At 36.1% G+C, this 26041-nt stretch carries 19 protein-coding genes and 1 pseudogene; 3 read left to right on the forward strand and 17 right to left on the reverse strand.

Annotated features, from left to right (window positions below):
- Positions 1 to 58 precede the first annotated feature (58 nt).
- The 3 genes from K350_RS0113030 to K350_RS0113040 all read right to left on the reverse strand — a co-directional run bounded on the left by K350_RS0113030 (position 59) and on the right by K350_RS0113040 (position 5830).
- Entirely contained in the window at positions 59 to 982 is a 924-nt protein-coding gene (locus K350_RS0113030) for a DUF4249 family protein (RefSeq protein WP_028980285.1), read from the reverse strand.
- Positions 982 to 3201 (reverse strand): TonB-dependent receptor plug domain-containing protein, encoded by a 2220-nt coding sequence (locus K350_RS28650; protein WP_051313114.1) that lies wholly within the window; start codon positions 3199 to 3201, stop codon positions 982 to 984. Before K350_RS28650 ends, K350_RS0113030 begins: the two co-directional genes overlap by 1 nt.
- 580 nt (positions 3202 to 3781) lie before the next feature.
- Positions 3782 to 5830: a HelD family protein gene (locus K350_RS0113040; RefSeq protein WP_028980286.1), complete on the reverse strand. Its 2049-nt coding sequence runs from the start codon at positions 5828 to 5830 to the stop codon at positions 3782 to 3784.
- 1263 nt (positions 5831 to 7093) lie between these two features.
- On the opposite strand from K350_RS0113040, the gene K350_RS0113045 reads away from it, so the two are divergent.
- Both K350_RS0113045 and K350_RS0113050 read left to right on the forward strand, forming a co-directional pair.
- Positions 7094 to 7507: a hypothetical protein gene (locus K350_RS0113045; RefSeq protein WP_028980287.1), complete on the forward strand. Its 414-nt coding sequence runs from the start codon at positions 7094 to 7096 to the stop codon at positions 7505 to 7507.
- A gap of 81 nt (positions 7508 to 7588) precedes the next feature.
- A complete protein-coding gene (locus tag K350_RS0113050) occupies positions 7589 to 8638 on the forward strand; it encodes a WG repeat-containing protein (RefSeq protein ID WP_028980288.1) in 1050 nt (349 codons plus the stop codon).
- Between the two features lie 280 nt (positions 8639 to 8918).
- Here the strand turns inward: K350_RS0113050 and K350_RS0113055 are convergent, their stop codons facing one another.
- The 13 genes and pseudogenes from K350_RS0113055 to K350_RS0113105 form a co-directional block, all read right to left on the reverse strand.
- Positions 8919 to 9308, reverse strand: coding sequence for a GxxExxY protein (locus K350_RS0113055; RefSeq protein ID WP_028980289.1), 390 nt, complete (start codon positions 9306 to 9308; stop codon positions 8919 to 8921).
- 705 nt (positions 9309 to 10013) lie between these two features.
- The gene (gene greB / locus K350_RS0113060) at positions 10014 to 10490 is read right to left on the reverse strand and encodes a transcription elongation factor GreB (RefSeq protein ID WP_028980290.1); all 477 of its coding nucleotides are present in this window, start codon (positions 10488 to 10490) and stop codon (positions 10014 to 10016) included.
- Positions 10491 to 10577: 87 nt separating this feature from the next.
- The gene (locus K350_RS0113065) at positions 10578 to 12449 is read right to left on the reverse strand and encodes a hypothetical protein (RefSeq protein ID WP_028980291.1); all 1872 of its coding nucleotides are present in this window, start codon (positions 12447 to 12449) and stop codon (positions 10578 to 10580) included.
- A 102-nt stretch (positions 12450 to 12551) separates the two neighbouring features.
- Positions 12552 to 13748, reverse strand: coding sequence for a PD-(D/E)XK nuclease family protein (locus K350_RS0113070; RefSeq protein ID WP_028980292.1), 1197 nt, complete (start codon positions 13746 to 13748; stop codon positions 12552 to 12554).
- 84 nt (positions 13749 to 13832) lie between these two features.
- A complete protein-coding gene (locus K350_RS0113075) occupies positions 13833 to 15479 on the reverse strand; it encodes a type I restriction-modification system subunit M (protein ID WP_028980293.1) in 1647 nt (548 codons plus the stop codon).
- Between the two features lie 17 nt (positions 15480 to 15496).
- The gene (locus tag K350_RS0113080) at positions 15497 to 16624 is read right to left on the reverse strand and encodes an AAA family ATPase (RefSeq protein WP_028980294.1); all 1128 of its coding nucleotides are present in this window, start codon (positions 16622 to 16624) and stop codon (positions 15497 to 15499) included.
- Between the two features lie 3 nt (positions 16625 to 16627).
- Complete coding sequence (locus tag K350_RS31170) at positions 16628 to 17962, reverse strand: restriction endonuclease subunit S (RefSeq protein ID WP_051313115.1); 1335 nt, start codon at positions 17960 to 17962, stop codon at positions 16628 to 16630.
- 252 nt (positions 17963 to 18214) lie between these two features.
- The gene (locus tag K350_RS32880) at positions 18215 to 18496 is read right to left on the reverse strand and encodes a PDDEXK nuclease domain-containing protein (RefSeq protein ID WP_425423911.1); all 282 of its coding nucleotides are present in this window, start codon (positions 18494 to 18496) and stop codon (positions 18215 to 18217) included.
- A complete protein-coding gene (locus K350_RS32885; RefSeq protein ID WP_245598659.1) occupies positions 18490 to 18801 on the reverse strand; it encodes a PDDEXK nuclease domain-containing protein in 312 nt (103 codons plus the stop codon). Before K350_RS32885 ends, K350_RS32880 begins: the two co-directional genes overlap by 7 nt.
- 45 nt (positions 18802 to 18846) lie before the next feature.
- Positions 18847 to 19254 (reverse strand): annotated as a pseudogene (locus K350_RS32890) (DUF1016 N-terminal domain-containing protein); the annotation flags it as partial.
- A 90-nt stretch (positions 19255 to 19344) separates the two neighbouring features.
- Positions 19345 to 22347 (reverse strand): type I restriction endonuclease subunit R, encoded by a 3003-nt coding sequence (locus K350_RS0113095; protein WP_028980295.1) that lies wholly within the window; start codon positions 22345 to 22347, stop codon positions 19345 to 19347.
- 45 nt (positions 22348 to 22392) lie between these two features.
- The gene (locus K350_RS28665; protein ID WP_037575542.1) at positions 22393 to 23253 is read right to left on the reverse strand and encodes a HEPN domain-containing protein; all 861 of its coding nucleotides are present in this window, start codon (positions 23251 to 23253) and stop codon (positions 22393 to 22395) included.
- 198 nt (positions 23254 to 23451) lie between these two features.
- Positions 23452 to 24165 (reverse strand): hypothetical protein, encoded by a 714-nt coding sequence (locus K350_RS0113105; protein WP_028980296.1) that lies wholly within the window; start codon positions 24163 to 24165, stop codon positions 23452 to 23454.
- Positions 24166 to 24270: 105 nt separating this feature from the next.
- Between K350_RS0113105 and K350_RS32365 the strand changes: the two genes are divergently transcribed.
- Positions 24271 to 24447, forward strand: coding sequence for a hypothetical protein (locus tag K350_RS32365; RefSeq protein WP_156027033.1), 177 nt, complete (start codon positions 24271 to 24273; stop codon positions 24445 to 24447).
- A 645-nt stretch (positions 24448 to 25092) separates the two neighbouring features.
- Here the strand turns inward: K350_RS32365 and K350_RS0113115 are convergent.
- A complete protein-coding gene (locus K350_RS0113115) occupies positions 25093 to 25995 on the reverse strand; it encodes an endonuclease/exonuclease/phosphatase family protein (RefSeq protein ID WP_028980297.1) in 903 nt (300 codons plus the stop codon).
- Positions 25996 to 26041 lie beyond the last annotated feature (46 nt).

A 26041-nucleotide genomic window follows, 5' to 3' on the forward strand; every position in this document is an offset into this window, starting at 1 on the left:
TTATGAGAACAAACAAGAAAATTAATTAAATATTAATTATCAAATATAAAAAATTAACTTATCTCAATTTAACTATCTTTTCCTGATATGCTTCAAAAAAACCTAAACCACCGTTTATGTTTGAATAATAATCGTAATAAATAGGTTCGGTAAATAAAGGTTCTTTTGAAAAATCAGTGCTGTCATACGAATAAAGAGGCTCAACAGAAACTGGTCTTTCAGATAATGAATTACTGAAATTATAACCTTTCAACTTTTCATTAAAACTGAATAATCTAAGGTAGTCATATGTAATATAATATATTTGCTCAGCACTATTTTTATTATAATAATAATCCATAGTGGCAGATTGATTAGATGGAATATATTCCATAAACAGAATGCTTTGTTTGGAATAATCACGTACGGTATCATTCCAAGATTTAACTCTTACATAGCAGCGCGTATAATAATCATAAACTCCTAATATATACTTTGAATTTGATGATCTGTTAAAGCAATTATAACCGTAAATCCAATGATGATCTATAAAAATGGAATCTGATTTTGTTATTATTACATCAATGGTATCAGGAACGGTAGTAATTGCGTCAACATGCCTTCCATCAGGGAGATCGACGTTGAGATATAATTTTTGACCAGGTCTAAAATCAAAAGGGGATATGGAGGTATGTCCATAAAAGGAGATTTCATTATCATTTAGATTTTGATGGAACAACCTGACTGTATCTTTCCCATCAGAAACAGTTACCTTAGCATCTGTTATATATTGCTCTTCAAAAGAGTATCCGTTTTTATTGAAGAATGGTAAGGTTTGACTTATTGCAACCTTTGCCTCAATAGGGCTCACAAATCCTCTCACAACAATTTTCATATCTTTCATTGAAGTGGAAACTTTCACTTCATCGGCTTCTTTTATACATGAAGTTAAGAAAGGTATTGATATAAGGATCAAAAATATATTTAAGTAAAAACGTATCATCAGAAAATCAGTCTATATGAAACAGAAGGTATGATGGGAAATAAAACAATCTTTTTCATTTTGTATTTGGCATATCTCCTATCTTGTCCTGAATACCCATCTTTTGCAAGGAAATAGTAATAAGGATTTTCCCGGTTATATACATTGTATATACTGACATCCCATACTCTTGAAATATTTCTTTTTAATTTTTTCTGAAATTGGGCTCCAAGATCTAACCTGTGATATGCAGGCATTCTATAACTGTTTTTAGGAGCATAAACAGTATAGTATTTACCAGAAGAATTGCCCCATGGACCTCCAATGGGTGTACCATTTAATGTTCGGGCAATACTTGTAGGAATTGTATAAGCATTACCTGACGAGTATACCCAGGTTACTGATAACGAAAACTTTTCATTCGGTTTATATATCAACACAACAGATGCATCATGCCTGTGATCATATTTGGCAGGATATTTTTTGCCAAGATTGATCTCCTGGAATTGCATCCAGTTCCATGAAAGTGTATAAGCCATCCATCCGGAAATCCTGCCTGTTTTTTTATGAAGCATAAACTCACTTCCATAAGCCCAGCCCTTTCCCTGGGTTACCTGATCTTCCCAGGTATAATACTGATTAAAGTTGTCAACGTCTTTGACAAGAAAACTTGCCCCTTCTTTATAATCAACCAGGTTAGAGCTTCTTTTATAATAACCTTCTGCTGTAAAAGAAACGCTATGATTAAAATCTTTGGCAATGCCTAATGCCATTTGTTTAGAATTCTGGGGTGTGATTTTATCAGTTGCCGGTACCCACAAATCCAAAGGAGGACCTAATATAGACTGAGCAAGCATTAGGGAATATTGGTTCATCTCCGCATAAGATGTTTTGATCGCAAATTTCTTAGTTAAATGAAAAGCCATTGAAACCCTGGGTTCAGGCTTGATATAAACTTTATTTCTAACACTATATCTTGTAAGTCTCCCTCCAATGTTATAAGAAAAAAAGGGAGAAAGCCTCCCGGTCTCTTCAACATACAAAGACATCTCTTGAGAATCAACAGGCTGATCAGATCGATCCGCTGCCTTCCCATCTGATTTTTCAATATATGCTCCGGGCACATAATGGTGAAAGATCATCTGCACACCACCGTTTACAGTATGTTTTTCATGTGGTTCATATATTATTTGGTACTTAAGAGTAATATCCTTAATAGAAGAATTATAGGCATACTCATAAGGAGTAGAATCATCAAACATATATTGTTTGGTCATTAAATAGAATTTACTGGCCCCCACGGAAATCTTTGATGACAGCTTATCTGAAATAATGTTATCCCAGACCAGATTGCCAAGTAAATTATTCCAATTCAAGTTAACTTTATTCGCAAAATCAAAGTCCTTATAATTACTTTTAAAATTATCCTTACCATTATAAAAGCTCAGACTGATCTTATTTCTTCGATTGATATCCCAATTCACTTTGGCATTGATATCATAAAAGTAATAAGAAGCCTTCATCGTATCAGGAAGAAACGGACTCACCAGGAGATCCATATAACTCCTTCTTGCTCCTATGATAAAGAAACACTTATCTTTCTTGATAGGTCCTTCAAGCATGAGCTTGGAAGAAAGAATTCCTATCCCCGCCTCTCCGTGATATTCTTTTTTGTTACCCTCTTTCATGGTCATATCCAACACAGAAGACAGTTTGCCTCCATACCTCGCTGGAAAAGCTCCTTTGGTAAATTCTACATTCTGAAGCACATCTGAATTAAAAAGAGAAAAGAACCCGTATAAATGCGAAGCATTATAAAAAAGCATACCATCCAACATAATAAGATTCTGATCAGGACCGCCTCCCCGGACGTACATGGCAGTATTCCCTTCTCTTCCCTTTTGCACGCCGGGCATCAGTTGCAGTACTTTGATCACATCTCTTTCTCCGAACAATGACGGAACACTGTTCACCTGTTTCATCGACAGGTTAATTTTACTCATTTGTACATCACTGCTTAAATAACTTGTATCTTCTCCAAGGATGGTAATCTCTTTCAAAAGGTTATGTTCTGAAACAAGTTTGATATCAAGTACCTGAGAATCCCAGACCATTAATTTCTGTGTATTATATCCATGCATCAGAAAGACAACTTCCAGTGTATCGCTTGTCTCAAAACTAAGAGAATAAAATCCTGAAGTATCTGAAGCTGTTGTCAGATTGATTGCAGGTATGCTCACCACCGCCCTACAATTGGCTCATTGCTTGCAGATTCTTTAATATGACCTTTAATTGAAACATTGCCGGAATTAACCTGAGCTGACAACTCTTGATAAGAAACTGTAATGAATAGTAAAAAGAAAATTAGCTTGCTGAAAAAGTGCATTTAGAAAAATAAACTTACTGTAAAATCAAATTGAACACATTATATAAATTTAAGAAATTCTGCTGTATTATCTAATACGTTATTAGGGCCATATCAGGTTATGTTTTTAATAAATTCGTGATTTAAAATATCTTTCATATGATTATCAAATATTTGTCTAATATTTAAACTTACGACCCATGATTTTGATAATAAATACTTAAAACTGATAAATTGTAATTTGGAAAAGTAATTTACATATTCTGTCGTGAAATTTTCCTAGCGAATACCATAGCTATCAAAATAAGGTAACATTAGAAAGATGTATTATCGATCTGTCATTCAAAGGAATAATAAACTCTTGTCAACAACTGCAATTTCGTACGTGCCCCTTCTTTCTTATATTACATAAAAAATTATTATTGAGTAAACCCAAACCGGCTATTGACTTTTATTTATTCCAATAAAAATCCTGTTACCTCCCCTGCATAAGTAATTGTCAACTTGTGCATCGTACGTGTACATGCTATATACAACATGCTTTTATCTGCCTCCGTTTTATAATTACTTGCTGTCACAAATGGAACAATCACTTCATCAAATTCAAGACCTTTAGCCAAATGAGCAGAACTAATGTTGACACCTTCTTTAAAAGCGATAGACTCATCTGTAAGCAAATTAACTCCTTCAGCTTTTAAAGCATCATAAGCTTTCTCTGCCTGTTGTTTTGTCTTGCATATAATTCCAAGAGATTGATTTCCTGAATTTCTGAAAATAGCGATCATCTTTTTAATAGCCTCCAGCTCCTCTTCATTGCTATTGAAACGGGAAACAACAGGCTCCTGGCCATGCCTTTCCATTGGGATGATATCAGGATTAGGCACGATACGCTGAGCAAAGGCAGTAATCTCCCATGTAGATCTGTAACTTCTATTAAGCTTTACAATATCCGCTGATGGGAATACCCGTTCTATAGTTTCTGCTGACGAAGCGCTGTATGGGTTAACCGTCTGACTGATATCTCCCAGAATGGTCATTCTGCATGGAAACAATCTTGACAATACCGCATATTGAACAGGAGTGTAATCCTGCATCTCATCAATCAGCAGGTGTTTCACGCGATCAAAAGTACTGATCCCTTCCAGACGTAAACGGAAATATATTAAAGGAAAGACATCAGCATATTCTAACCCCATGTTTTGGTCTGTTTTGAATAGGTCCGGCCTACTGATCCATTGATAAAAATCCTTGTAGAGGTCAAACACGTTGTTAAACTTAAACATACGTGGTATAGCTTCCCATATCCTTGCCTTATCTCTTCCTGTAAGCTTCTGCCCTTTTGCCTCTCTGACAAATGTCTGGATATCTTTCACCACAAGCTCAAACCTTTTTAACATTGGCATACGATGATATCCCTTAAATTTCTGAAGAATGAAATGACCGGGAACTACCGTTTGACCGATCCTAAGATCTGTAGATTTAAAGTAATTATTCTCTACATGGAGAAGGTATTGATTCAGCTTGCTGAGAAATTCAAACGATGATTTAAACTTAATACGCTCAATAAAAGCAGGATCGTGGGCATCCAATAAACTAGATACCTGCTCGAAGAATGTCTGGAACTTATATTTCTTTTCAAGTAAGTCTGTAGCGAGCTCTTCCATGACCATCTCCGGAATATGCTCTTCACCAAGCTCAGGCAAGACGTTTGAAATGTAATCGGCAAAGACTTTATTGGGTGAAATGATCAATATATCTTTTGCAGCGATGCTATCCCGGAAGCGATATAGCAAGAATGCAATTCTATGCAAAGCAATAGAGGTCTTTCCCGATCCTGCCACTCCCTGGATAACCATAATACGGGAAGTGTCATTCCTGATAACAGCATTCTGATCACGCTGGATGGTAGCCACAATGTTCTTCATCTTATCATCAGAGGACTTGGCAAGCTCTTTCTGAAGAACATCGTCATGTATATTCACCTCGTTTTCGATCATGAACTCCATACGTCCATCTCTGATCTTATATTGTCGCTTTAATACAATCTTACCATGAACGGTTCCCGAAGGTGTTGCATAGAATGCTTCACCTAGTTCAAAATCATAGAACATGGAGGATATCGGTGCACGCCAGTCATAGATAAGGTTAATACGCTTTTCCATGTCTGCAAAGGAATAAATGCCTATGTATACAGGTACTCTTTCGTTATCATTGCCAACAAAATCTATTCGTCCAAAATATGGAGATTGACCAAGCTTGATCAGTTTACGTTTTCTTTCAACTGCTGCTCCTCCTGTAAAGGCCATTCTATTAATTGATTGGTCGGCAGCCACCATTTCAGCTTCGTCCATGCCCGATTTTTGTTCATGGATATACTGCTTTTTCTGCCTCATCTCTTCTGAGTATCGCTTTACAGTATCATCTATGTGCTTAATAGCCAGCGTAAGTTTTTCCTTAATCTCTTCAAGGTACTCTCTTTCTTCTTGCTCTGTCGCGTTAATCATTGGCTAGTTTTATAAAAGTGGGCCTCAAAGATAATATGAAAATCGATACAATCCTGCTAATTTTAAAATCCTTTACTCCCGATTCGGACAACCTCGAAGTAATTGAATTGGCTTACTAATTTTAAACTCTGTACATAAGATACTCTTGGTCTTACAATTCATTTGTCTGTAATATAAAATGCTATTATATTGATATGGAAAGTGAGATACCAATCATCTTATTTGGCACATGAATAGACCCTCAGAATTATTATTACTTTTTTTTAATTACTGTTTCCTGCAAAGACAGCACTGATAAAGAAATCCCGGAGACTGATCTTTCCTATATTGAAACTACATTTCATAGTTCCATTGACGTGACAACTATCAATTCCCCCTTAAAGAAAGTTGAGGAAATCACCAAAGAAAGCATTTACAAATTGACTTATTATCTTTATTCTAAACCAATGGAGGTTAACGTCAAAAACAGATAGCATAAACGCCTTGCTTGACGCGCTCAAAATATTGATATTGGAGGACCATAAGTTTTTAAAAATGAATTAAAATTACTGTAGCATATGTACTTCGTCTGGATACTTTTTTTAGCTTTTTACATTTACTGGCTGGTAAAGAAAAAACCATACAAAAGAAAATAGATTTATAGGTTTCCATTGTTCCAATTTTCTGTTAACCCAGAAAATGAGGTAGAGTTCAATGCAGTATTTGAAATTATCCGTAGAGACGCCATGCTGGCGTCTCTTTATCCTCTGGCACTGCACCTTAAATTATCAGGACACAGCAATAGGTAAACATTAGTCTCTGCACATATCCATCTCTGTCCATTACCAAAGCTTTTGAGACGCCAACATGGCGTCTCTACGGTCTGGCACAACATCTTAAATTATCAGAACATTATAATTGGCAAACATTAGTTTCTCCAATATATCGATCGTAATTCATTACCAAGCCTGTAGAGACGCCATACTGGCGTCTCTTTATCCTCTAGCACTGCACCTTAAATTATCAGAACATTATAACTGGTAAACATTGGTTACTCCAATATATCCATTATAATTCATTACCAAAGCTTTTGAGACGCCAACATGGCGTCTCTACGATTGGGCTCTGGAAATCCGACCAAACCTTAAAAATAAATTGGTTACAGTTACAATTTTCCGACATCCTGATAACCAACCTAATACATTTCACAAATTTTCATTTCCTACACTTCCCTATTTATGAGCCCAAATTCGTATTTTTGTAAAATTAAAATTTACTTACAACATGAAATCCTTTATTTTACTTTCATCTTTTTGGGTTTTATTTTATACTCATTCAATAGCAGGTGATACTGACAGATCCACTGCTCCTTTGAGAAAAAAAACAGACCTGTCTTTGTCACTTCCTAAAAAACCGCGTGAAACATTTATTTACGTGGCAACTCCTCAGCAAGACAAATACACTCATCCTCTGAAAAAAGTAGGAAAGATTTTAACTTTTTCCGGGTTGCCCCTGGTTCTCGCTGGCACAATGATGGTAGCCAATGCAGATGCATTATACTATAACTGCAATAACGGATACTGTGAAGGAGATCCAATGGGAGGATTTGGAGTTGTAATCCTGGCTGCCGGAATAGGTGTAACAACAACAGGCGCGATCTTATGGGGAATCGGTGCGTCAAAATCATCTAATGATTAATAAGTGCTAAGAATACTTAGTTGTTTATATCGTTTTATGATTTACACATTCATAAATTTAATTAACTCCGCTTTAAACTATATGAAAAAACTGAATCTGTTGTTCTTGTTACTAACATGTGGGTCCACATATGCCCAGACATTCATCACCCAGATAAAGACATTTGAAACGGGCAAATGGGGGTACATGAACAGTAAAGGTGAAATGATTATTCAACCTCAATATAGCAGGTGCGACGAATTTACAGAAGAAGGCTTTGCCGGAATCGAAGAAAATGGATTCTGGTTTATCGACACCAAAAACCAGGTACTAAAAACAGAGGTTGAAATCGAATTCAGAGACGCGCCTTTTTTTACAGATGTTCACGGTTTTTCGGAGGGACTTGCTCAGGTGATTGTTAAAGATGCCGGCAGATGGGGATATATAGACACCAAAGGAAAACTTGTGATACCCGCCATCTATAAGTTTACCACAGACTTTCACGGTGGATTTGCCATTGCCCAAAAAGCAGGAAATAACTACTATGTGTTGGATAAGACTGGAAAGGAAACTCATATACCCATTGAGAGGATTGAGCATTTCAAATCCTTTTCCGAAGGACTTGCAGAGTTCAAGACTAAAGACGGATTCTACGGTTTCATTGATCCAACAGGAAAAATCGCTATCCAACCTGAATATACAGAAGTAAGTAAATTCCGCGGAGGCCTTGCTGCCGTGAGGTTAAAGGGTGGTAGAAATTGGGGCTATATTAATCATAAAGGAGAATTGGTGATTCCAGCAAAGTACGATGTCGCTAAGAATTTCGATCCCGTAAGTGGTATTGCACGCACCAGGACCAACAATGGATGGGCATATATCAATCAGAAAGGTGAAGAAACAAAGATCTCCGATACTGAAACCTTCGATGATTTTCGTGATGGTTTATGTAAAGGAAGAAAAGGCGAGAAATTCGGCTTTTATGACAACACAGGCAAGTGGGTGATCGAACCTAAATTCGATGGAGCAAGAGACTTTAAAAACGGCTATGCAGCTGTCAAAGAAAACGGTAAGTGGGGAATGATAGACAGAGCAGGCAATTGGGTTATAAAGCCTCTATATGCGGGAATAAGAGATATGGAATTGGTGAAGTAAGACGTTTGATTACAGCTTAACAAAGCAGAAAAGCCCCCGAAAATCGGGGGCTTTTTTATTGTAATCTCATGTTGGCTAGTCTGAATCAGGATTTACAAGATTAATAGATTAACGGGATAAAATTAAAAAACACTATGCTAAAACTCTAAAGACGCATAAATGTCTGAACCACTGATTTAAAAGTGATTATTTTGATTTACATGATTCTTTGACTTGCGATTTCAGAAATATTTGATTTCCTGAATTGCCTTCATCATATTAATCATTTCAATCACAAAAATCAGCGGTACTTATTACTAATGATACGCTTAAATTCTAAACTCTTTGCTCCAAAGTTTATCAATAACCCTACTTCAAGATTATAGGCTTCCAGATAATTAAGGGCTTGAGCTAAATGTACAGGTTCCAGTCTGCTCACTGCTTTTAATTCTACTGATATTATTCCTTCCACTAAAAAATCTACTCTTCGTGTTCCTATATGTTTTCTCTTATAGTATATAGGCATTTCATGTTCTCTGGAAAATTTAATTCCCCGCTCCTCCATCTCAATCTCCAATGCTCTCTGATAAATAAACTCCTGAAATCCGTTACCTAATGATGAATGGACTTCCATGGCACATCCTATCACTTTTGATGTTTCATGAGAATACTTATATTCTTGTTTGATCATAGTAAAAATGTCTGAACCACTGATTTAATATGATTAATTTGATTTATATGATTTTTTGACCACTGATGTAAAAAGGATTATTTTGATTTACTTGATGATTGTCTGAGCCCATGATTCTATAAAAATTTGATTGCTTTTATGACATCATAATAATACATCATTCAATACCAAATACCCTCCGACCACCACTCATTTAATATGATTAATTTGATTTACATCATTTCATGAGCTTGCGATTGAAGAATAATATGATTTCCAAGATGAATTAATCATAAAAATCATTCCAATCACAAAAAATCAGTGGTTCAGACATTTTTACTTTAAACGCACACTCAAAAATCCTAGCTGGTTTTACATCTGGGTGAACTGTTGCAAGATTAAAATTTTAGAATTAAAAAAGCAATAGCACCTAGGCAGAGTAAATCTCAAAGGGGGGTGAGGTATGAAAAGTTCTTTGAAAGATTATATAAACCGGTTGGTTAAAAAAGTATTTTGAAAGAAGAAGATATAAAATTTCACCTCAATGACAAGTCCCTTACAAAACCACCAGCATAGCAAAGGTAGCACCTCTGCCAATGATTTAAACTGATTACTTTAATTGACATCATTTCCAAAGCATGCGATTTGAGTTAATTTGAATTCCCAAGATAAATTAATCATAATAATCATTCCAATCACAAAAAATCAGCGGTACTTGCACGGAAATTACTTCTGATACTCTATTCTTGTAATACGCCAGATAAATTCCCCCGCACCTGTTTTCACTACTACTTCATCACCCACTTCTTTTTTCATCAGGGCGACTGCCATAGGTGAGTCTATAGAGATGTAGTCTTTGGTGGTATCAAAGATCTCATCATACCCCACTATACGAAAACGTTTTTGTTCACCTCTGTCATTTTGAATCTCTACCCACGCACCAAACATTACTTTGCCTTCCTGGAAAGGTGTATAATTCACGACTTTCAAGTCAGTAATACGTTTCCGTAAATAAAGCACCCTCCTGTCGATTTCCCGCAAACGCTTCTTATTGTAATGATAATCTGCATTTTCTGAACGATCTCCAAGACTTGCTGCCCAGGCTACCTTCTGCGTAGTGTCCGGCCGTTCAACACGCCATAAATGATCCAATTCAGCTTTTAATTTTTCTAAACCTTCTGGAGTAATTAGGAGCGTTTTCATGTTGACTTGTTCAAAGAGTAATGCATGTACTTACTATGAGGATATTATTATGGCCTGTCAGGAGACCAAGGAGCAAAAATCAAAAACTTATAATTCCTCCAAAATCTTTTCCTCCTTCTCACAAAAGTGAATATAAGAAACAGGGATTTTTATTATTGAATTAAGATGCTTTAAATAGCATTTAAATTCTTCATCAGGCTTTCTATTACTTACTAATACAAGTTTAGTTGCATTTATGACATTGGGATAAAAAGCATATTCTAAAAGTTGCCCTAATGCTACTCTTAATCCTGTCAATAATTGTGAATAAGTTTTAATCTCATAGAAAATATAATCATTACCATCTTGTCTGACCAAATCTATTCGGTTAAAACCAAAGGCCCTACACTCCTTTTTAACCTTATCTTTACCATATTGCTTTTGAAGTACCTTAAGAAGTTTATCTTGAATTTCACTGTGCGTCTGTTCAATTTCTATTTCCCGCTTAACAGGCCTTCTGATTATCACACCCGATTTATTAGATACTATTGAGGTTCCAGAATCATCAAAAGAAAATCCTTTAATTGCATCACTTTTTATTTTTTCAAGTTTTGATGAATCAATGTTTAAAAGATTATATCTACTTGAAGTAATTAACTTATCGTCCTTATCAACAGGTACAAGAAAAGTTGGTAAACAATCAATTTCCTTGCAGGAAAATCGGACATTGAATAATGCCCAAGGCCTTTCATCTACCCAACTTAACAATCCTTTTTCATCTCCCCCTACAGCTTTAATTTGCTGAATCATTTCATTAAACCAACCATTGGCTTTATATATTTCAAAAGCACGTTCTGACTCCTCTTTTGTTATTACTTCAACATTTTCAAGAGTTCCGACCCAAAATCTTTGCTTCTTACTTCCATCTATAGTAAATAACGATATATCAAGAATCCTACCTTCATATTTAGAATAATATTTAAATACAGGTTCCAAAAAACCATAATGATAACCATCTATTAACTTTGTTTTATCAAACAGCCATTCTTCATGTCCATATCCATAATAGTTTTCGTGACTTTGGTTAATAGATTTCCCCTCTCTTCCAGAAGGCTTAATCCATCCATTCGAATTCCAGGTAATCCTTGCCAGTTTTTGTTTAGGCTTCCACACTCTATCCAATATATCATGATATATTTCTATAGTAGATTCTATATATTCAGCTGTCTCATTAATCAAGCTTTCCCAAGTATAAGAATCTATTTTACTAAATGGAATTTTATGAACTTTAAGATTATACTCTTGAAACATCTTATGAAAGGTTTCCTGTTGCTCCTTAGATAATTCATTGCTCCCAGAAAACTGACAATCTATTTTATATTCTAAAGAATCAGACTCTGCTAACATCCCTACTGTAAAAAACACACCTCTCCCCTTATCTGCTTCATCAAAAATTCTTACCCATGTATATTCTTTAAATCTTGCAACTCTTTGCTTGCGTTCTTCAATTTCATCCCACCCTCTTTCCAACCAGTTCTTTCTTCCTTCGAAATATAGGTCTGTCTTCTCTGCAACTTTATCTGCCCAATAAAGTGTTTTATGCCAAATAGTATTAATAAGTTTTTCTGCAGCTTTTAGATGATCAGGATTATCTTTATCGTATACCACTCGTGCATACTTTTTAAAATGATCAAAATCATCCTTGTTAAAAAAACTAACTTCATCCGGATAATAACATAGCTCAAACCCCAAATCCATTACGTATTTCCGATATGATTCATTATTATGAAAATCTATTTTAGTATCATCTAAGTTTCCATTTGCATATTTATCTGCTACTAATACAGTCAGCTTAAAAGGATATTCTTTGCCATCATTTCTAATCCAATATTGATTCCATAAACTTGACCAGTAGCCTTTTGAATCTATCTCTTGAAAGGCTTTGAAAAAATGTGATTTGTTAAGATGTGAAAGTTTCATTATACAGTTTACAACTAAAAAAAGAAATAACTCCTAAAATTTAATTATCAATTTAGCTCTTATTGTAGCATCCATTAGTCAGTTCTTCATTATATGTTTTGTTTACACCATATAGTAGTGGCTAACCTTATTCAGGAATTCCGGAATAAAATTATAGAACTCATCTTCCTGAGAGGGAAAATCAAAAAGCTTCTCTCTTCTATCTCCGTTTTGTTTAAATTCTTTTATAAATCCAGATGATTCAAGAAATGGCAGGATAGGATCATCACCTTTTTTATCTGAATTCAGGTACTTCCTTTCTATAAATTGAAATCTGTAAAGGTCTGATTCAGAAATTATATCTATAGCAAAATGCATATTATCTTTAAAAAAATTATCAAGAACAGCATAATTAATACTCCATCCATAAACCTTGGTAAAAGGACGACAGTTCTTCCGACAAGAATCTAGCACTTTCTCTCTCCTATAAGAAATAAGATCAGTTAGCATTGCGCTCAAAGATGAAGCGGTTTTATAGTTATCTCCTATAAGCATAACTTTAAGAAATTCATCCATTAATGGTTTGTTCATATTAACACCTCCTATAAAAGCAATTAAGTTGTTATATTGTCTCAGTAAAAATAATACATCTACATTTTGAGCCAAACGCTCACACCTGGTCAACCAGCCATTAAACAAGTCATTTGTCGTTTCATCGTAAGTATTGACGATTATCATTTTGGGACCAATAACTTTCCGATCTTCTTCCGTCCAATCTCCCGTATCAGGTTGTTTGTTATTGTTCAATGAAAGATAAACAACAGCTTCCACTTCATACCCTTGACTTACAAGACTGTCATAATACCTTGGAATTTGCCTGGCCTGGTCTGGGGCATTATTAATCTTGTTTTCTATAATGATAGCCTTCTTTGACAAGTTGTCTTTGATGGAAATATCGATCCGACCAATTTCTTTATCTACTTTACTATTTCTATAATCAGAAACAGTTATTTTACGACCTTTTTCAAACCCTGAGAGGTATTTAATAAAAGCCTCAAGAAATTTATATCCTTCTTTATGGGCACCTTCCGGATCAAGTATCGAATGAAGGATATCACTATGAAAGTTTTCTCTCTGATATTTATCTGAGACTAATATAAAAGGATTAAAGCCAGGATAAATAATCCTGATCTTATGAGAATCATAATCTCTTGTAAGAGTTTGAAGTTTATTATCAGAAACAACTTTGCTTATTGCATTAATCTGCTCTTGAAGAAGCTGGCTGACTGTCTCAAGCAGATTTATTTCGAGATCTGACATAGAATCTTAATTCAATGAATTTATTAATTTTTAGGAAATGCTTTTCTAACTAGGCTTCGATTTGCACTTATAGTCCCGTTAAGATTATATTGGCGGCAACCCCAACTCTTTCAAAAACTCATTGTGTTTGTCTGTATTCGTTTTTATGTTCTTGTTTATTTCAGTCAATTTTTTATTTACATCTTTCAAATCAATTTGCACTTCGTCTACAGATGTGCTTACATAACGAGAAATATTCAAATTATAACCGTTCTTTTCAATTTCTTCCATTGAAACCTTACGTGAATAACGGTCTATATCGCTACGGTGCTGATAAGTCTCAATAATTTTTTGAATATCGTTAGGTTCTCCGTTTTCGCCTTCTCTGAGGGTGTTTTGTCTTTTGCCTTTTTCAAAATGCTCACTGGCATTAATGAAAAGTACATCATCTTCCTTTTTGCATTTTTTCAAAACCAAAATACAAACCGGAATACCTGTAGAGTAAAACAAATTGGATGGTAACCCAATTACGGTGTCAATATTATTATCTTTTAATAACTTGGTACGAATTCTTTCTTCTGCACCTCCACGGAATAAAACTCCGTGAGGTAATATAATAGCCATTGTTCCTTCTTTACCTAGGAAGTGAAAGCCGTGCAACAAAAAAGCAAAGTCAGCCGCAGACTTAGGTGCCAGACCGTAACTTTTGAAACGAAAATCGTCTGCTAAGATGTCGTTGGGTTCCCAGCGCAAACTAAAAGGAGGATTGGCTACTATGGCATCAAACTCAATCTTTTTAGCAGGATTCATTTCGTTGAGCAATGGCCATTGATTTTCTAAAGTATCTCCGTGGAATATCTCAAACTCGGTGTCTTTCATACCGTGCAAAAGCATATTCATTCGGGCAAGGTTATAAGTAGTAATGTTTTTTTCCTGCCCGTATATTTTTCCTACACTACCCCCATTTTCCTTTACACGTTTGCGCACATTTAATAATAATGAACCCGAACCGCAAGCAAAATCAAGCACTTTGTTAAACTTCTTTCTTTTACCGCTAGTAGGGTCCTGGCTATCCAAAGCTACAATTTCAGATAAAATAGTTGAGATCTGTTGTGGTGTATAAAACTCACCTGCCTTTTTACCGGAACCTGCTGCAAACTGACCAATCAAATACTCATAAGCATCACCAAGCGTATCTGAATCTGTTGAAAAATCTGCAATGCCTTCTGCAATTTTTTGAATGATGGTGCATAGCTTTTTGTTTCTTTCTGCTGAAGTTTTACCCAGTTTTTCAGAATTCAAATTAATTTCTGAAAACAACCCATGAAAAGAATTATCGAATGATTCATTCTCAATGTATCTAAAACCTGCCTCAAGTGTTACCAATAATTCTCCATCTTGTGTACGAGCCAATTCGGTAATATTGCTCCACAAATGTTTCGGTTTAATAACATAGTGAACCTTTCTGCGCATTTGCTTTTCAAAGTCTTCAACCTCCTTTGGGTTTTCATTATACCAAATTTCCAAAGGTGTGTTAACTTTAAGTTTGGACATAACATCCTTTGGGGTATTACCAGGATAATCTTTACCTAATTCCTTTTTTGCAGATTCTTCATAGTTGTGGGATAAATACCTAAGAAAGAGAAACGAAAGCATGTAATCGCGAAAATCATCTGCATTCATGGCTCCTCTTAAGTTATCCGCTATATTCCAAAGGGTTTTACCCAGTTGTTGTTGTTCTTTTTGTGTCATTGACTTTACTTTTTCACCTACTCAAATATTTCAGGCAATTGGAATTCGTATTTCTTTAAAAACGCTTTTAATATTCTATTAAATAATTCTTTGTTATCCTTATTCATTTCTACAGGCTGGTATATTGAATATTTTCCGTGACTTAATAAGTTTAGCGCACGGGAAAAAAGGACTTCATCTTCTATTCCATTGATGCAATTTGAAAAATCATCATAACCAAAAAATGTTGATGTTTTTTCCAGAATGCTTCGCAACATATTAAAATGATAAGTGTTGATTTTATCAGTATCTGATGCTAGTCTTAATTCGCTTAGCAAAGCAACGTGGTGAAAAAATGGTGTATCATCTGTTGCTCTTAACACATAGCCATCTGTGCCATTCTTGTGTAAAAAATGACTTTTGTGTTCTATTTTTTTGAGCTCGTTGTACATCACATTGTAGAACAAAGAATGATGTGAGGAGACAACAATTTTTACTTTATCCTTTCCTTTTTTCAGAAGTTTTGCCAGGTCGGTGGCTACAGCTATTGCATTATTATCATCCAATGAAGAAATGGGATCGTCAATGTAAATGAATTTTACCCAATTATAAGGTCCTGTACCATCATCATCTATTACCAGTTCGGCTATTGCCAGAAAGATGCACCAGATAAAAATATTTTCTTCTCCTCTTGATACTTTAATATAATCCTGAATAATAAATTCAGGTTCTTCCGTGTTCGGTCTATGTCTAGGATTATTTACTTGTTTACTAAAAACTATCTTCCATTCATCATAATTAATTTTGAAATTAAAATCAGAATAGCGTTCCAGATAACTAAAAATTTTCTCTTCTAATGCCAGCTCTCTGAAACCATTGAAAAATTTAGAATTGCCATTAATGATTAAATATCTCTCCGTATCATTATCAAGGTCATTGTTCCAGTGAAAAAGGTCTTCAGTGAATGCATTGTAATAGAGTGTATCAGATTCAGGGTTATTCTTCCGCTTCTTACTTCTGTCTTTAAACTCCATTGAAAGGCGGGTTTTTCCTGTTCCATTATAGGCATATAATAGAACAAAATAATGGTCGTTTAAATCATCTCTGAGTCTAACCGCAACATTAGTTAATGTCTTGTACTTATAATTTTTAACCTTATCGCCCATTTTTTAATCTATTACTTTCGGGAACAAGCCCTGCGTCAATGCTATTTTATGTTGTTCCAATTGTTCTACTTTCTCAACTTGTGTCGTGATTAATGCATCTAACGATGAAAGACAGGTGGCAATTTTTTGTTGTTCTTGATATTGTGGTGCTAAAAATCTGATCCTTTTAACATCATCTTTATAAAGTGCTCCAATAGTTGAAGATGAATTCAGTTTTTTAAGTGATTGATTGCCTTGAAAACTTCTGAAATAATAATAAAAGTATTTTGGAAATGCCTTTTCATTCATCTTTAGCAAGTACAAATTTGGACCAACTGTTGCAGGCTTATCATTTCGATCAAAAAAATAAACCTTGCCAATTTCCCCCCTTTTTGTAATCAAAAGCTCCCCACCGAACAAAGATGTTTTACGAAGAAAACCATAGCTTTTCTGATCAACGAATTTTAATTTTTCAATTGAACTATTATTCTCTAAATCAGTTGCACGAACGTACCAAGCAAAATTTGGTTCATCATAAACGGTTACGTTAGATTTAACGTCAGCGAAACTTCCATTTGCTTCAAAATCAGTTAGCATCTCTAAATAAAAATTCAACTCTCGTTCCACCCACTTCGCATTACTCACGAACTCCGGAAAACGATATCTAGGAACAGTTTCCCCTTCTTGCGGGAAAAGGTTTTGCATCAAGCCTTTTTTATGATCTTTGAGTAGCTCCAACTTTTGGTTGTGGGCTGCAATCACTTCATCTAAGGAAGAAAGGAAGGAAGCAATTTTTTGTTGTTCTTCAATCTTATTTGGGTATAATATTTCGAGCTTTTGTTGTTCCGTTATACCTACATATGCTCTTGTGCCTCCTCCCGATACCTTTAACAAACTTTTCTGAAATAAATCTGAATGGAAAAAAGCTGCCAAATATGTATTTGACATTTTAGATTTGTCCTTTACCCGATAATAAGTAACCTGGGGTGTTAGCATTATATAGGGGAATTCTATATCTTCTAACAACGCCACTTCTCCAACTGTACCTTTATGAGATAGCAAAACATCACCACTTTCTGAAAATCCTTTCTGTAATGAATCAGCTTGTGCTTTTTTTATATAGGTACATTTTGAAAAATCAATTTTTCCATTTTGCAAGTCACTTGCCATTATAAAAGGAATTCCTGATTTAACATAGTCAGATGATTTTGGATGTATATTACCATGATTGCCATCCTTTGGGGCGAATAGAATATTTTCTTGAATTAATTTTTCTACCATTTTTTTTTCCCACTCCCCCAAATTCTCAAACTCCGGAAAACGTAATTCTGGTATTAATTTACTTTGATCTTTACTCATTTGTCTCAATTTAATATAGGGCTTAGCCCTGAAATCTTCACCTCACACTCCTTCGCAAACTCCATTAAACGTAATTCTTGTATGCTGCCTGCGCTATGATTTTGGAGCTTCATTTATTGGCTTTGATTATTTCCTAAATTTTATTTGATATTGCACTTTAATATTTATTCTCCGGAATTATCGTACTCATTCCAATAAAAATTTGCTTTATAATTGTTTTCTCGTTCATTTTTTAACTCATAATTGATTTACTCACCCCTCCTCTTTCGTACTTGCCTTTATTTCGTTTACAACCAAGGTTTGCAATTCCTCTTTGGAAAGCAGCAACTGATACTCGGCTACTCCTATGGGTTTGTTTATATCTTGCAGGGCTATTTCCACATCCAAATGATCTTTATCAGCACAAAGAATGATTCCAATAGACTGATTTTCGTTTTCACCTCTTTCAAAGCGATCAAGCAGGGATAGATACAGGTTCATTTTGCCTGCATATTCGGCTTTGAAACTTCCGATTTTTAATTCAATGGCTACCAAAGACCGTAATCCTCTATGAAAGAAAAGCATGTCCACAAAGTACTCTTTGCCATTGTATTGTATTCTAGTCTGTATTGATTTCCTATAAAACTAAAACCTCTGCCCAATTCTAATACAAAATCTCTGATTTTGGCTATCAGCCTGTTTTCTAATTCTAACTCTTTGACAGGTTCCGTAACACCTAAAAAGCCCAGGTTGTAGGAACTTTTAAGCACTTCATTTGCATAATCTACATTGAATTCCGGAAGTGTCTTTTCAAAGTTATTAGATTTAATTTGCTTTTGTGCCTGGCTATAGCTGTCCATTTTTATTGCATTGAGCAGTAAATCTCTTGACCAACCTTTTGTCAATGCTTCAATTGCATAAAATTCGACCTCATCAGACGATTGTATTTTGTCAAGTAAAAGTAAGTTGTGCCCCCACGGTAAAACTGCCACAGCCTGTAGCAGTTTTGTATCTTCCTGATAATAACGTTCATAATAACGTTTCATATTCCATAAATTACGGGGTTACAACCCCATATCAGGAAATGCATTTTTCAGGTCAGCAGATAATTGCTTCACAACTCCACTGCCATACCCTTCCTCCAACTGTTTTTCAAAAAGTAATTTTCCTAAGTTCCAATAAACGGATTGAGTGGTGGTGTTTACTTGCTTAGCAATCAAAGTACGGGCAACACGGATTTGATTTACAGCTTGTCTTAATATTTCACCATACTCAGCCTCGTTGATGCTCAGTTTATTTGTGTCTTTATTCATTTGTCATTGACTGTGAATTATTTGATCTCCGAATTATCCTGAATGTTTTCAACTGATGGCTTCATCACAAAAATCATAACGCAGACAACTTTACTCATAGGCAGCCAATCCACTGATTTCACGTCCCTGGGCCATCTTTTTTAATTGCGGCACTAAGTCTTCCATCAATGCCAATTCTTTTACCCTGCGTTCTTTCCAGCTCAAATCCAAAGGTTCTAAAAGATCAGTGAGTTTCTCACCGTCAAAAATCATTCGGCTTATAATTTTATCGGCAAAGGCTTTCAGGTTTGCTGTTTCCAAACCATGTTTGCTGGCTACTGCTGCCAGTTCCTTTTCGTTGTTCTCTATTTTAAATTTTTCGTAGCCCTTGCGTAAAGTGTTTACATCTTGTCCGCTGTTCCAGTCAAGACCATTAATGTATTCGGTTAAATCTTCCTGCTCGTCCATCAGGTTGGCATTGGAGCTCAGCAAGCTAATCACCTGTGCTTTGGTCATTTTTTGGTTAGCAGGTTTCTTTTGCGTACTATCGGCAATGAGGTTCATGATATAGTCGTAATCAATTACAGCAGAAGCAAAGAGTACAAATTCAAAATCCAGCTGTTGAATTTCAGGTGGTGCTTCATCACCTTCTTTTTGCTGTATTTCTTTCAGCTGCTTCGCAGTCTCCAAATACGAACTCCTGAACGATTGTAAGGTTTCCTTAGGCAATATTGCCTCGATTTGGACTTTCTGCGTTTCATCCAGGTCCGTGTATTGGTCTAATTGAGTTTTTAAGCGTTGTACTTCTTTGAAGTTTTTAACAAATGCTATGCGTGCAGCATCACCTTTTAGGTTATATACCTCTTGGGGTTCGTTTACCAAATTGTGCTGCTTCATAAAATTACCCAATGCTTCTACTGCCTTCTGGTAGTTCTCAATAACCACCGGAGCAGGATCAACTAGCCAGATTTTTTTAGCTCGTCCGTTATCCTCACCTGAAAAAAGCGTGATGGCTTGGTTTACGGCCTCTTGTTGTGAACGAAAATCTAAAATATTGCCACACGGTTTGGTATCGTTCAGCACACGGTTGGTACGTGAAAATGCCTGAATTAATCCATGGTATTTCAAGTTTTTGTCCACATACAAAGTGTTCAGGTATTTGGAATCAAATCCTGTGAGTAACATATCCACCACTATGGTAATGTCAATTTTGTTTTTGTGCGGATAATCCTTGTTGCTGTATTTCTGGTCTTTGATACGCCTTTGCACATCCTGATAATACAAATCAAACTCGTTGATGCTATGATTTGTAGCATACAGCCTATTATAGTCAGCAATAATTTCGGTGAGCGCCTTTTTCTTTTCTTCAGGATTAGTTTGGTTATCCAGTTTCTCTTGTTGCAGATCTTCTTGTAATTGTTTCACATCTGCTGCATTTTTTTGACTTTGCTGGTCGCCTTCCTTAGCAATTAGTTGAGAAGGAGGAGAAAATACACAAGCAATATTGAGTGGCACATAATGAGGGTTTTCGTCCTGCTTCTTCTTTTGAATTTCCTTGAAAAGCTGATAATATTCAATAGCATTGTTAATAGAAGCTGTTGCAAGAACAGCATTGAATCGCTTTGAATTGGTGGCAGCATTATGTTTATCAAGAATGGCTTCCACTACTGCTTGTTGTGCAATAGGTTCACCGGGTTTAGGTTTTTGGGTGCCTTTACCTTTGAAATAATCAATATGAAAACGAAGTACATTTTTATCATCTATGGCATGCGTAATAGTGTATGCGTGCAACTGCTTCTCAAAAATATTTTCGGTGGTTTTGTAAGATCCGTATTCACCTTCACGGATGCTGTAAGTAGCGTTTTCATCAAAAATAGGTGTACCTGTAAAACCAAAGAGTTGAGCATTTGGGAAAAACTCTTTAATCGCAGTGTGGTTGTCTCCAAACTGCGAACGATGGCACTCATCAAATATGAAAACCATACGCTTTTTGCTCAATGGAGCCAGTCGATCTTTATAGTTTTTCTTGTAATTACCATCTAATGCCAAACCCAGTTTCTGAATGGTGGTAACAATAACCTTGTCTGCATAGTCAGTAGAAAGCAAACGTCTTACTAAAGTTTCGGTATTGGTATTTTCTTCCACACTACCTTCCTGAAATTTATTGAACTCTTCACGAGTTTGGCGATCAAGGTCTTTACGGTCAACAACGAAAAGACATTTTTCGATGTCGTGGTTATCTTTCAGCAATGTAGATGCTTTGAACGAAGTCAGGGTTTTACCGCTTCCCGTAGTATGCCAGATATAGCCGTTACCTCTGTTTTGTTGAATGCAATCTACAATTGCTTTTACTGCATAAATCTGATAAGGGCGCATTACGAGCAATTTCTGTTCGCTTTCCACGAGCACCATGTACTTGCTAATCATTTCGCCAAGTGTGCATTTGGTTAGAAATTTTTCAGCGAACAACTCAAGGTGAGTGATTTTTTTATTGTTTTCGTCTGCGAGTTGATAAATGGGCAAAAACTGTTCGTCAGCATTAAAAGCAAAATGCTGATTTTTATTATTCGCAAAATAGTACGTGTTTGTTTTATTGCTTACAATGAACAATTGCATGAAACACATCAACGAATTGCCATAACCGTTACCAGGTTCATTTTTATAATCCACAATCTGCTGCATTGCTTTTCGTGGGGAAATGTCCAGTTTCTTCAGTTCAATTTGGACCAAAGGCAAACCGTTAATAAGCAAAATGATATCGTAACGGTGATTACTGTTTTCAGTATTGATGCGTAATTGACTAATAACCTCAAAGTCATTTTTACACCAGTCTTTGATATTTACTAAAGTGTAATGTAAGGGAGTACCATCTTCCCGTTGAAAGTAGTTTCTTTCTCGCAATAGTTTTGATGCAGCAAATACATCAGGGTTGATGATTTCTTCACGTAGGCGCAAAAATTCACTTTCCGTCAGGTGAACCCTATTTAGACTTTCAAATTTAGATTTGAAGTTCTGTTCAAGCGTTTTTCTATCAACAATATCAGGTCGTTGGAGATATTTAAGCTCCTTTAGTTGCTCGATTAGGCTTTCTTCTATTTGGTTTTCTTTGCTCATCCAAACTTGTTGAAAAATTCGTTCAAATTTTAAGTAATAAGTCGATTAATCATTATTTCCCAACCTCTCCTCACAAACCCTCTTCACCAATTCCTTCAACACCTCAATCCTCCCACTCAAATATTCCAAATCCTCTTTCGTAATAGTATACCCCTTCTTATACCTCGCATCAATGTAAGCCTTCTTCAACAGCTCATACCGATCAATCTGTTCTTTGGTATCTTTAGGAAATACAGTTCTGAATTCTTTATTGATTACAGCAGCAGTTTTACCCAATTCATCAAGATCATGATTCTTGCCTTTGTAGTGAGTGAAGACTAAGTTCACAGCAGAGTAAAAGCTTTCAGTGGCTTGGTGAAGGTTAAATGCCGCAAGATTATAATCAGGTTTGTTAAAGCAATAACCATAAACATCAATGAAACTCTTCCCCTTGCCAATCCAGTATTCATACTCGTCTTTAGCTCTTTTAAGCACAGCATCCGGATTTACCTTTCCCGGAGTTGCAAGCGTTACCTCTCCGGAATCGTATAATACAATCCCCTCACGGATCACATCAGTGAAAAAATAACTTCCGGCTTTGAGTTCTTTGTTGATGAATTCGGCACTATGGTGAATGGCGGTAACTGTTGTAGACAACTCCAGCTTCTTCAGCTTTTGCTTGGTCTTGCGCCATCTACTGGAGGATGTATTGCCCAATTCCTCAGGAGTAATCACCAGAATATCATAATCACTCTTGAAAATCAGCCTGATGCCCTCCTCTACCTTTTCTTCCTCTGCCCAGGTATTCCGTGCATAACTTCCGAAAAGCAGCAGCTTAGCAGGCTTCATCTTTTCCACAATGAGATCTGTGATAAGCTTCAGCTCCTCCTGTTTGTATTCCGGCAAAAAATCTAAACTGGCAATCAATGAGTTAAAATATCTTTTCCTAAATCTCTAAGTTAGAAAAAATCGGGCATAAAATGGCAAAAAATCATTTGTAATTACGGCCTATTGAGCAGCCACTGACATTCAATAATTTATTCATTACGCCTACCCCCACAAAAAAATAACCCTCCAAATCATAAAGACCTGAAGGGTTAAACAAATAACAAACAGCAATTCTTATTACACTGCTACCTGTCTTGTAACAGTGATGTTAACAATGTTGGAGAACTCTCCTACCTGCTCGTCGTGCAGCCTGTAGATCCCTTTGTAAGACCAGATGGCCGTATCCTTTTCCCCGGAAGGAAGTGAAAACGTGTCAATATAGTCCGGAGTGGAATCATTGGCGAGGAATACAAATCCTTTGCCATCATTGCGGTCCACGTAGATGTCAATGGAATCAGCCACACCTTTTTTCCACTTGATAAGCGGACGGTGCGCATCCAGAGCACCGCTGATCTGAGGTTGAAGAGTCATTCTGTCAAAAGACGACTCAGCCCCGATAATACCTAAATCCTTACCAATGGATTCATTGTAGTTTGGGTGATTTTTGATCCTCTGTACCAGTTTCGGAATTCTCTTAAAGATCCCCGCTTTTAAAGCTACTGTTGGCTGTGTAACGTTGAGCGTAAGAGATGGATAAGAAAGCGGAATCGATTCCTCTCCTTCTGCAAGAATGTTCTTGAATGCCACTTTCTGAGCAGAATCCTTTTTGGCATTTTCCACCAGTTCGATGGTGTACATAAATGCACTGGCATCATTGGAAATAGAGATCACCTCATCCGGAGATAATCCTACAGTTCCTGCATGATTAGATAGTTTAACCGAGAAATTTTTAAGCCAAATAGCTTTGTCTTTATCCGCCCTTGGCAGATATCCACTGTTGTTGGTTGTCATAGTTGGTGAAAATTTGAAGTTTAAAAATATATAATTACCTCAATGTTAATATCTTAAAATATTCTATGCAAGTATTTTTTCTAAAAACAACCCCACGATTCATCCGTGGGGCCCCACGGAAGTTCCGGATGTTCCCACGGACGTTCCGTGGGGCTATACAGAACTCTCGTGGGAGGTTTTAAGCGTCCGAATGGCCCCACAGAATGTCCTGAAGCTCGCATGGAACAGTCGGATGATCCCACAGAGTTATCGTGGTATCCCACAGAGATTCCGTGGGAATAACCAAAGGCCTGAATGAACCCACGGGACTTTCGTGGGGCACCACGGAGGCATGGTTTAGAAGCTTTGAATTTATACCTGGAAATACAAAAGTCTTAAGTGATTCCACAGAAGTTTCAGGAGGAGTTATAAAGAAATTGTGGGGGTAACCAATAGTCCGCGCTTGATTTACTTCTTATTTAGCTAGTAAAAAAAAGATTAACCAGGATTCACGAGAATAGCGATCGCATGGCTATAAATGTCCAAGTTGTGTCAAGTCTTTCGGACCTGACACTTTTTAAAAGTCCAGGAATACATCAAACTTCTAATTCTATTGAACAATGTGTCGGATCGAAAGAGCCAACTCCCCGGCCCATGTCGGCACCAAAGTCAATTAAAGAATCTTTGCTTTGTCATGCTGAACTTGTGAAGCATCTGAACTTTCAAAATGACTAAAATTAAGCTATCTGGCAGAATGGTGATTTAAATAGCAAATTATTTTGTGGCTATCAGATCCTTCGCAGGGCTCAGGATGACAAATAGCTGACTGTGGTTTATTAAACAATGTTAGGTTGAGGGCTATGGTGTCGGCCCCAATAGTCCTCGCTTGCAGCGAGGATTTCCGAGAATAGCGATTGCATCGCTATTCTCATATAGAATCAAGAACAATCACAACTCAATACTCATCGCCACCGGACAATGATCTGATGCTGTTACTTTATCAGTGATCATATCAAACCTTTTACCAGTATATAATTTGGCCTTTTTTGACAAGCCTTTTCTGATGACTCGGGGAATTGATTCTTTATTATCAGTGGCAAGTTTTTTGGACAATAGAATGTAATCAATCTGTCGGTATTCTTTTTTCTTATCATAGAAATGCGTCCATCGTTCATTTTCAGGAAGCCTTTCCAATACATCAACCATCCATTTATTTTCAAAGAAGATATCAAGAGCTGGAGACGGCTTGTAGTCATTCATATCTCCAAGGACAATCCAGTTATGATTTCCAGGATTGCTTCCGTATTTCTTCTTTAAAATATCGATTACAGCTTCCGCCTGAACTCTTCTTCTTTGAGACGTGACCTCTCTTCCCTCCATCATTGATTTAAGATGATTTACAAAAAGCGTCAAAGGTTTGCTTTCAATATTGAATTCAACTTCAAGACAGTCCCGTGAAAAAATATAACTCTTGTTATTCGAAGTTCTTAGAAACTGATGCGTCCTGATTGCATCAAATGGCACCTTGCTTAAAATCGCCACATCAATAAATCTGGGATCATTTCCATCAATAACAGCTTTATACTTATAACCAGCCTTACTGAGAAACTGATTGTTAAATTGCTTCAAAGCATCCATGTTTTCAATTTCCTGAAGAGCGATGATATCCGCCTTGGTTTCCTTTATTGCAGCAGCAGTTGCAGCCCTTTCAGCATCAATGATAATATCAAACTTCTTTGGGTCAATAATAAATCCCTCTGTTTTGGTTGTTGCAGAATTAACTCCTTTATCAAACTTAAATCGTCTGAAAAGATTCTCGCAATTAAAGGTTGCGATAGTAATTTGTGTCATAGCTAAAAATGGTTGATTGTAACAAAGCTAAAAATTAAATAGAATA

Source organism: Sporocytophaga myxococcoides DSM 11118 (assembly GCF_000426725.1).
Classification (GTDB): Bacteria; Bacteroidota; Bacteroidia; order Cytophagales; family Cytophagaceae; genus Sporocytophaga; species Sporocytophaga myxococcoides.

What these genes read in the sequence shown, in the direction of transcription:
- K350_RS0113030 (WP_028980285.1), bottom strand. Translation starts at nt 982, where the DNA reads ATGATACGTTTTTACTTAAATATATTTTTGATCCTTATATCAATACCT.
- K350_RS0113040 (WP_028980286.1), bottom strand. Translation starts at nt 5,830, where the DNA reads ATGATTAACGCGACAGAGCAAGAAGAAAGAGAGTACCTTGAAGAGATT.
- K350_RS0113045 (WP_028980287.1), top strand. Translation starts at nt 7,094, where the DNA reads ATGAAATCCTTTATTTTACTTTCATCTTTTTGGGTTTTATTTTATACT.
- K350_RS0113050 (WP_028980288.1), top strand. Translation starts at nt 7,589, where the DNA reads ATGAAAAAACTGAATCTGTTGTTCTTGTTACTAACATGTGGGTCCACA.
- K350_RS0113055 (WP_028980289.1), bottom strand. Translation starts at nt 9,308, where the DNA reads ATGATCAAACAAGAATATAAGTATTCTCATGAAACATCAAAAGTGATA.
- greB (WP_028980290.1), bottom strand. Translation starts at nt 10,490, where the DNA reads ATGAAAACGCTCCTAATTACTCCAGAAGGTTTAGAAAAATTAAAAGCT.
- K350_RS0113065 (WP_028980291.1), bottom strand. Translation starts at nt 12,449, where the DNA reads ATGAAACTTTCACATCTTAACAAATCACATTTTTTCAAAGCCTTTCAA.
- K350_RS0113070 (WP_028980292.1), bottom strand. Translation starts at nt 13,748, where the DNA reads ATGTCAGATCTCGAAATAAATCTGCTTGAGACAGTCAGCCAGCTTCTT.
- K350_RS0113075 (WP_028980293.1), bottom strand. Translation starts at nt 15,479, where the DNA reads ATGACACAAAAAGAACAACAACAACTGGGTAAAACCCTTTGGAATATA.
- K350_RS0113080 (WP_028980294.1), bottom strand. Translation starts at nt 16,624, where the DNA reads ATGGGCGATAAGGTTAAAAATTATAAGTACAAGACATTAACTAATGTT.
- K350_RS31170 (WP_051313115.1), bottom strand. Translation starts at nt 17,962, where the DNA reads ATGAGTAAAGATCAAAGTAAATTAATACCAGAATTACGTTTTCCGGAG.
- K350_RS32885 (WP_245598659.1), bottom strand. Translation starts at nt 18,801, where the DNA reads ATGGACAGCTATAGCCAGGCACAAAAGCAAATTAAATCTAATAACTTT.
- K350_RS0113095 (WP_028980295.1), bottom strand. Translation starts at nt 22,347, where the DNA reads ATGAGCAAAGAAAACCAAATAGAAGAAAGCCTAATCGAGCAACTAAAG.
- K350_RS0113105 (WP_028980296.1), bottom strand. Translation starts at nt 24,165, where the DNA reads ATGACAACCAACAACAGTGGATATCTGCCAAGGGCGGATAAAGACAAA.
- K350_RS0113115 (WP_028980297.1), bottom strand. Translation starts at nt 25,995, where the DNA reads ATGACACAAATTACTATCGCAACCTTTAATTGCGAGAATCTTTTCAGA.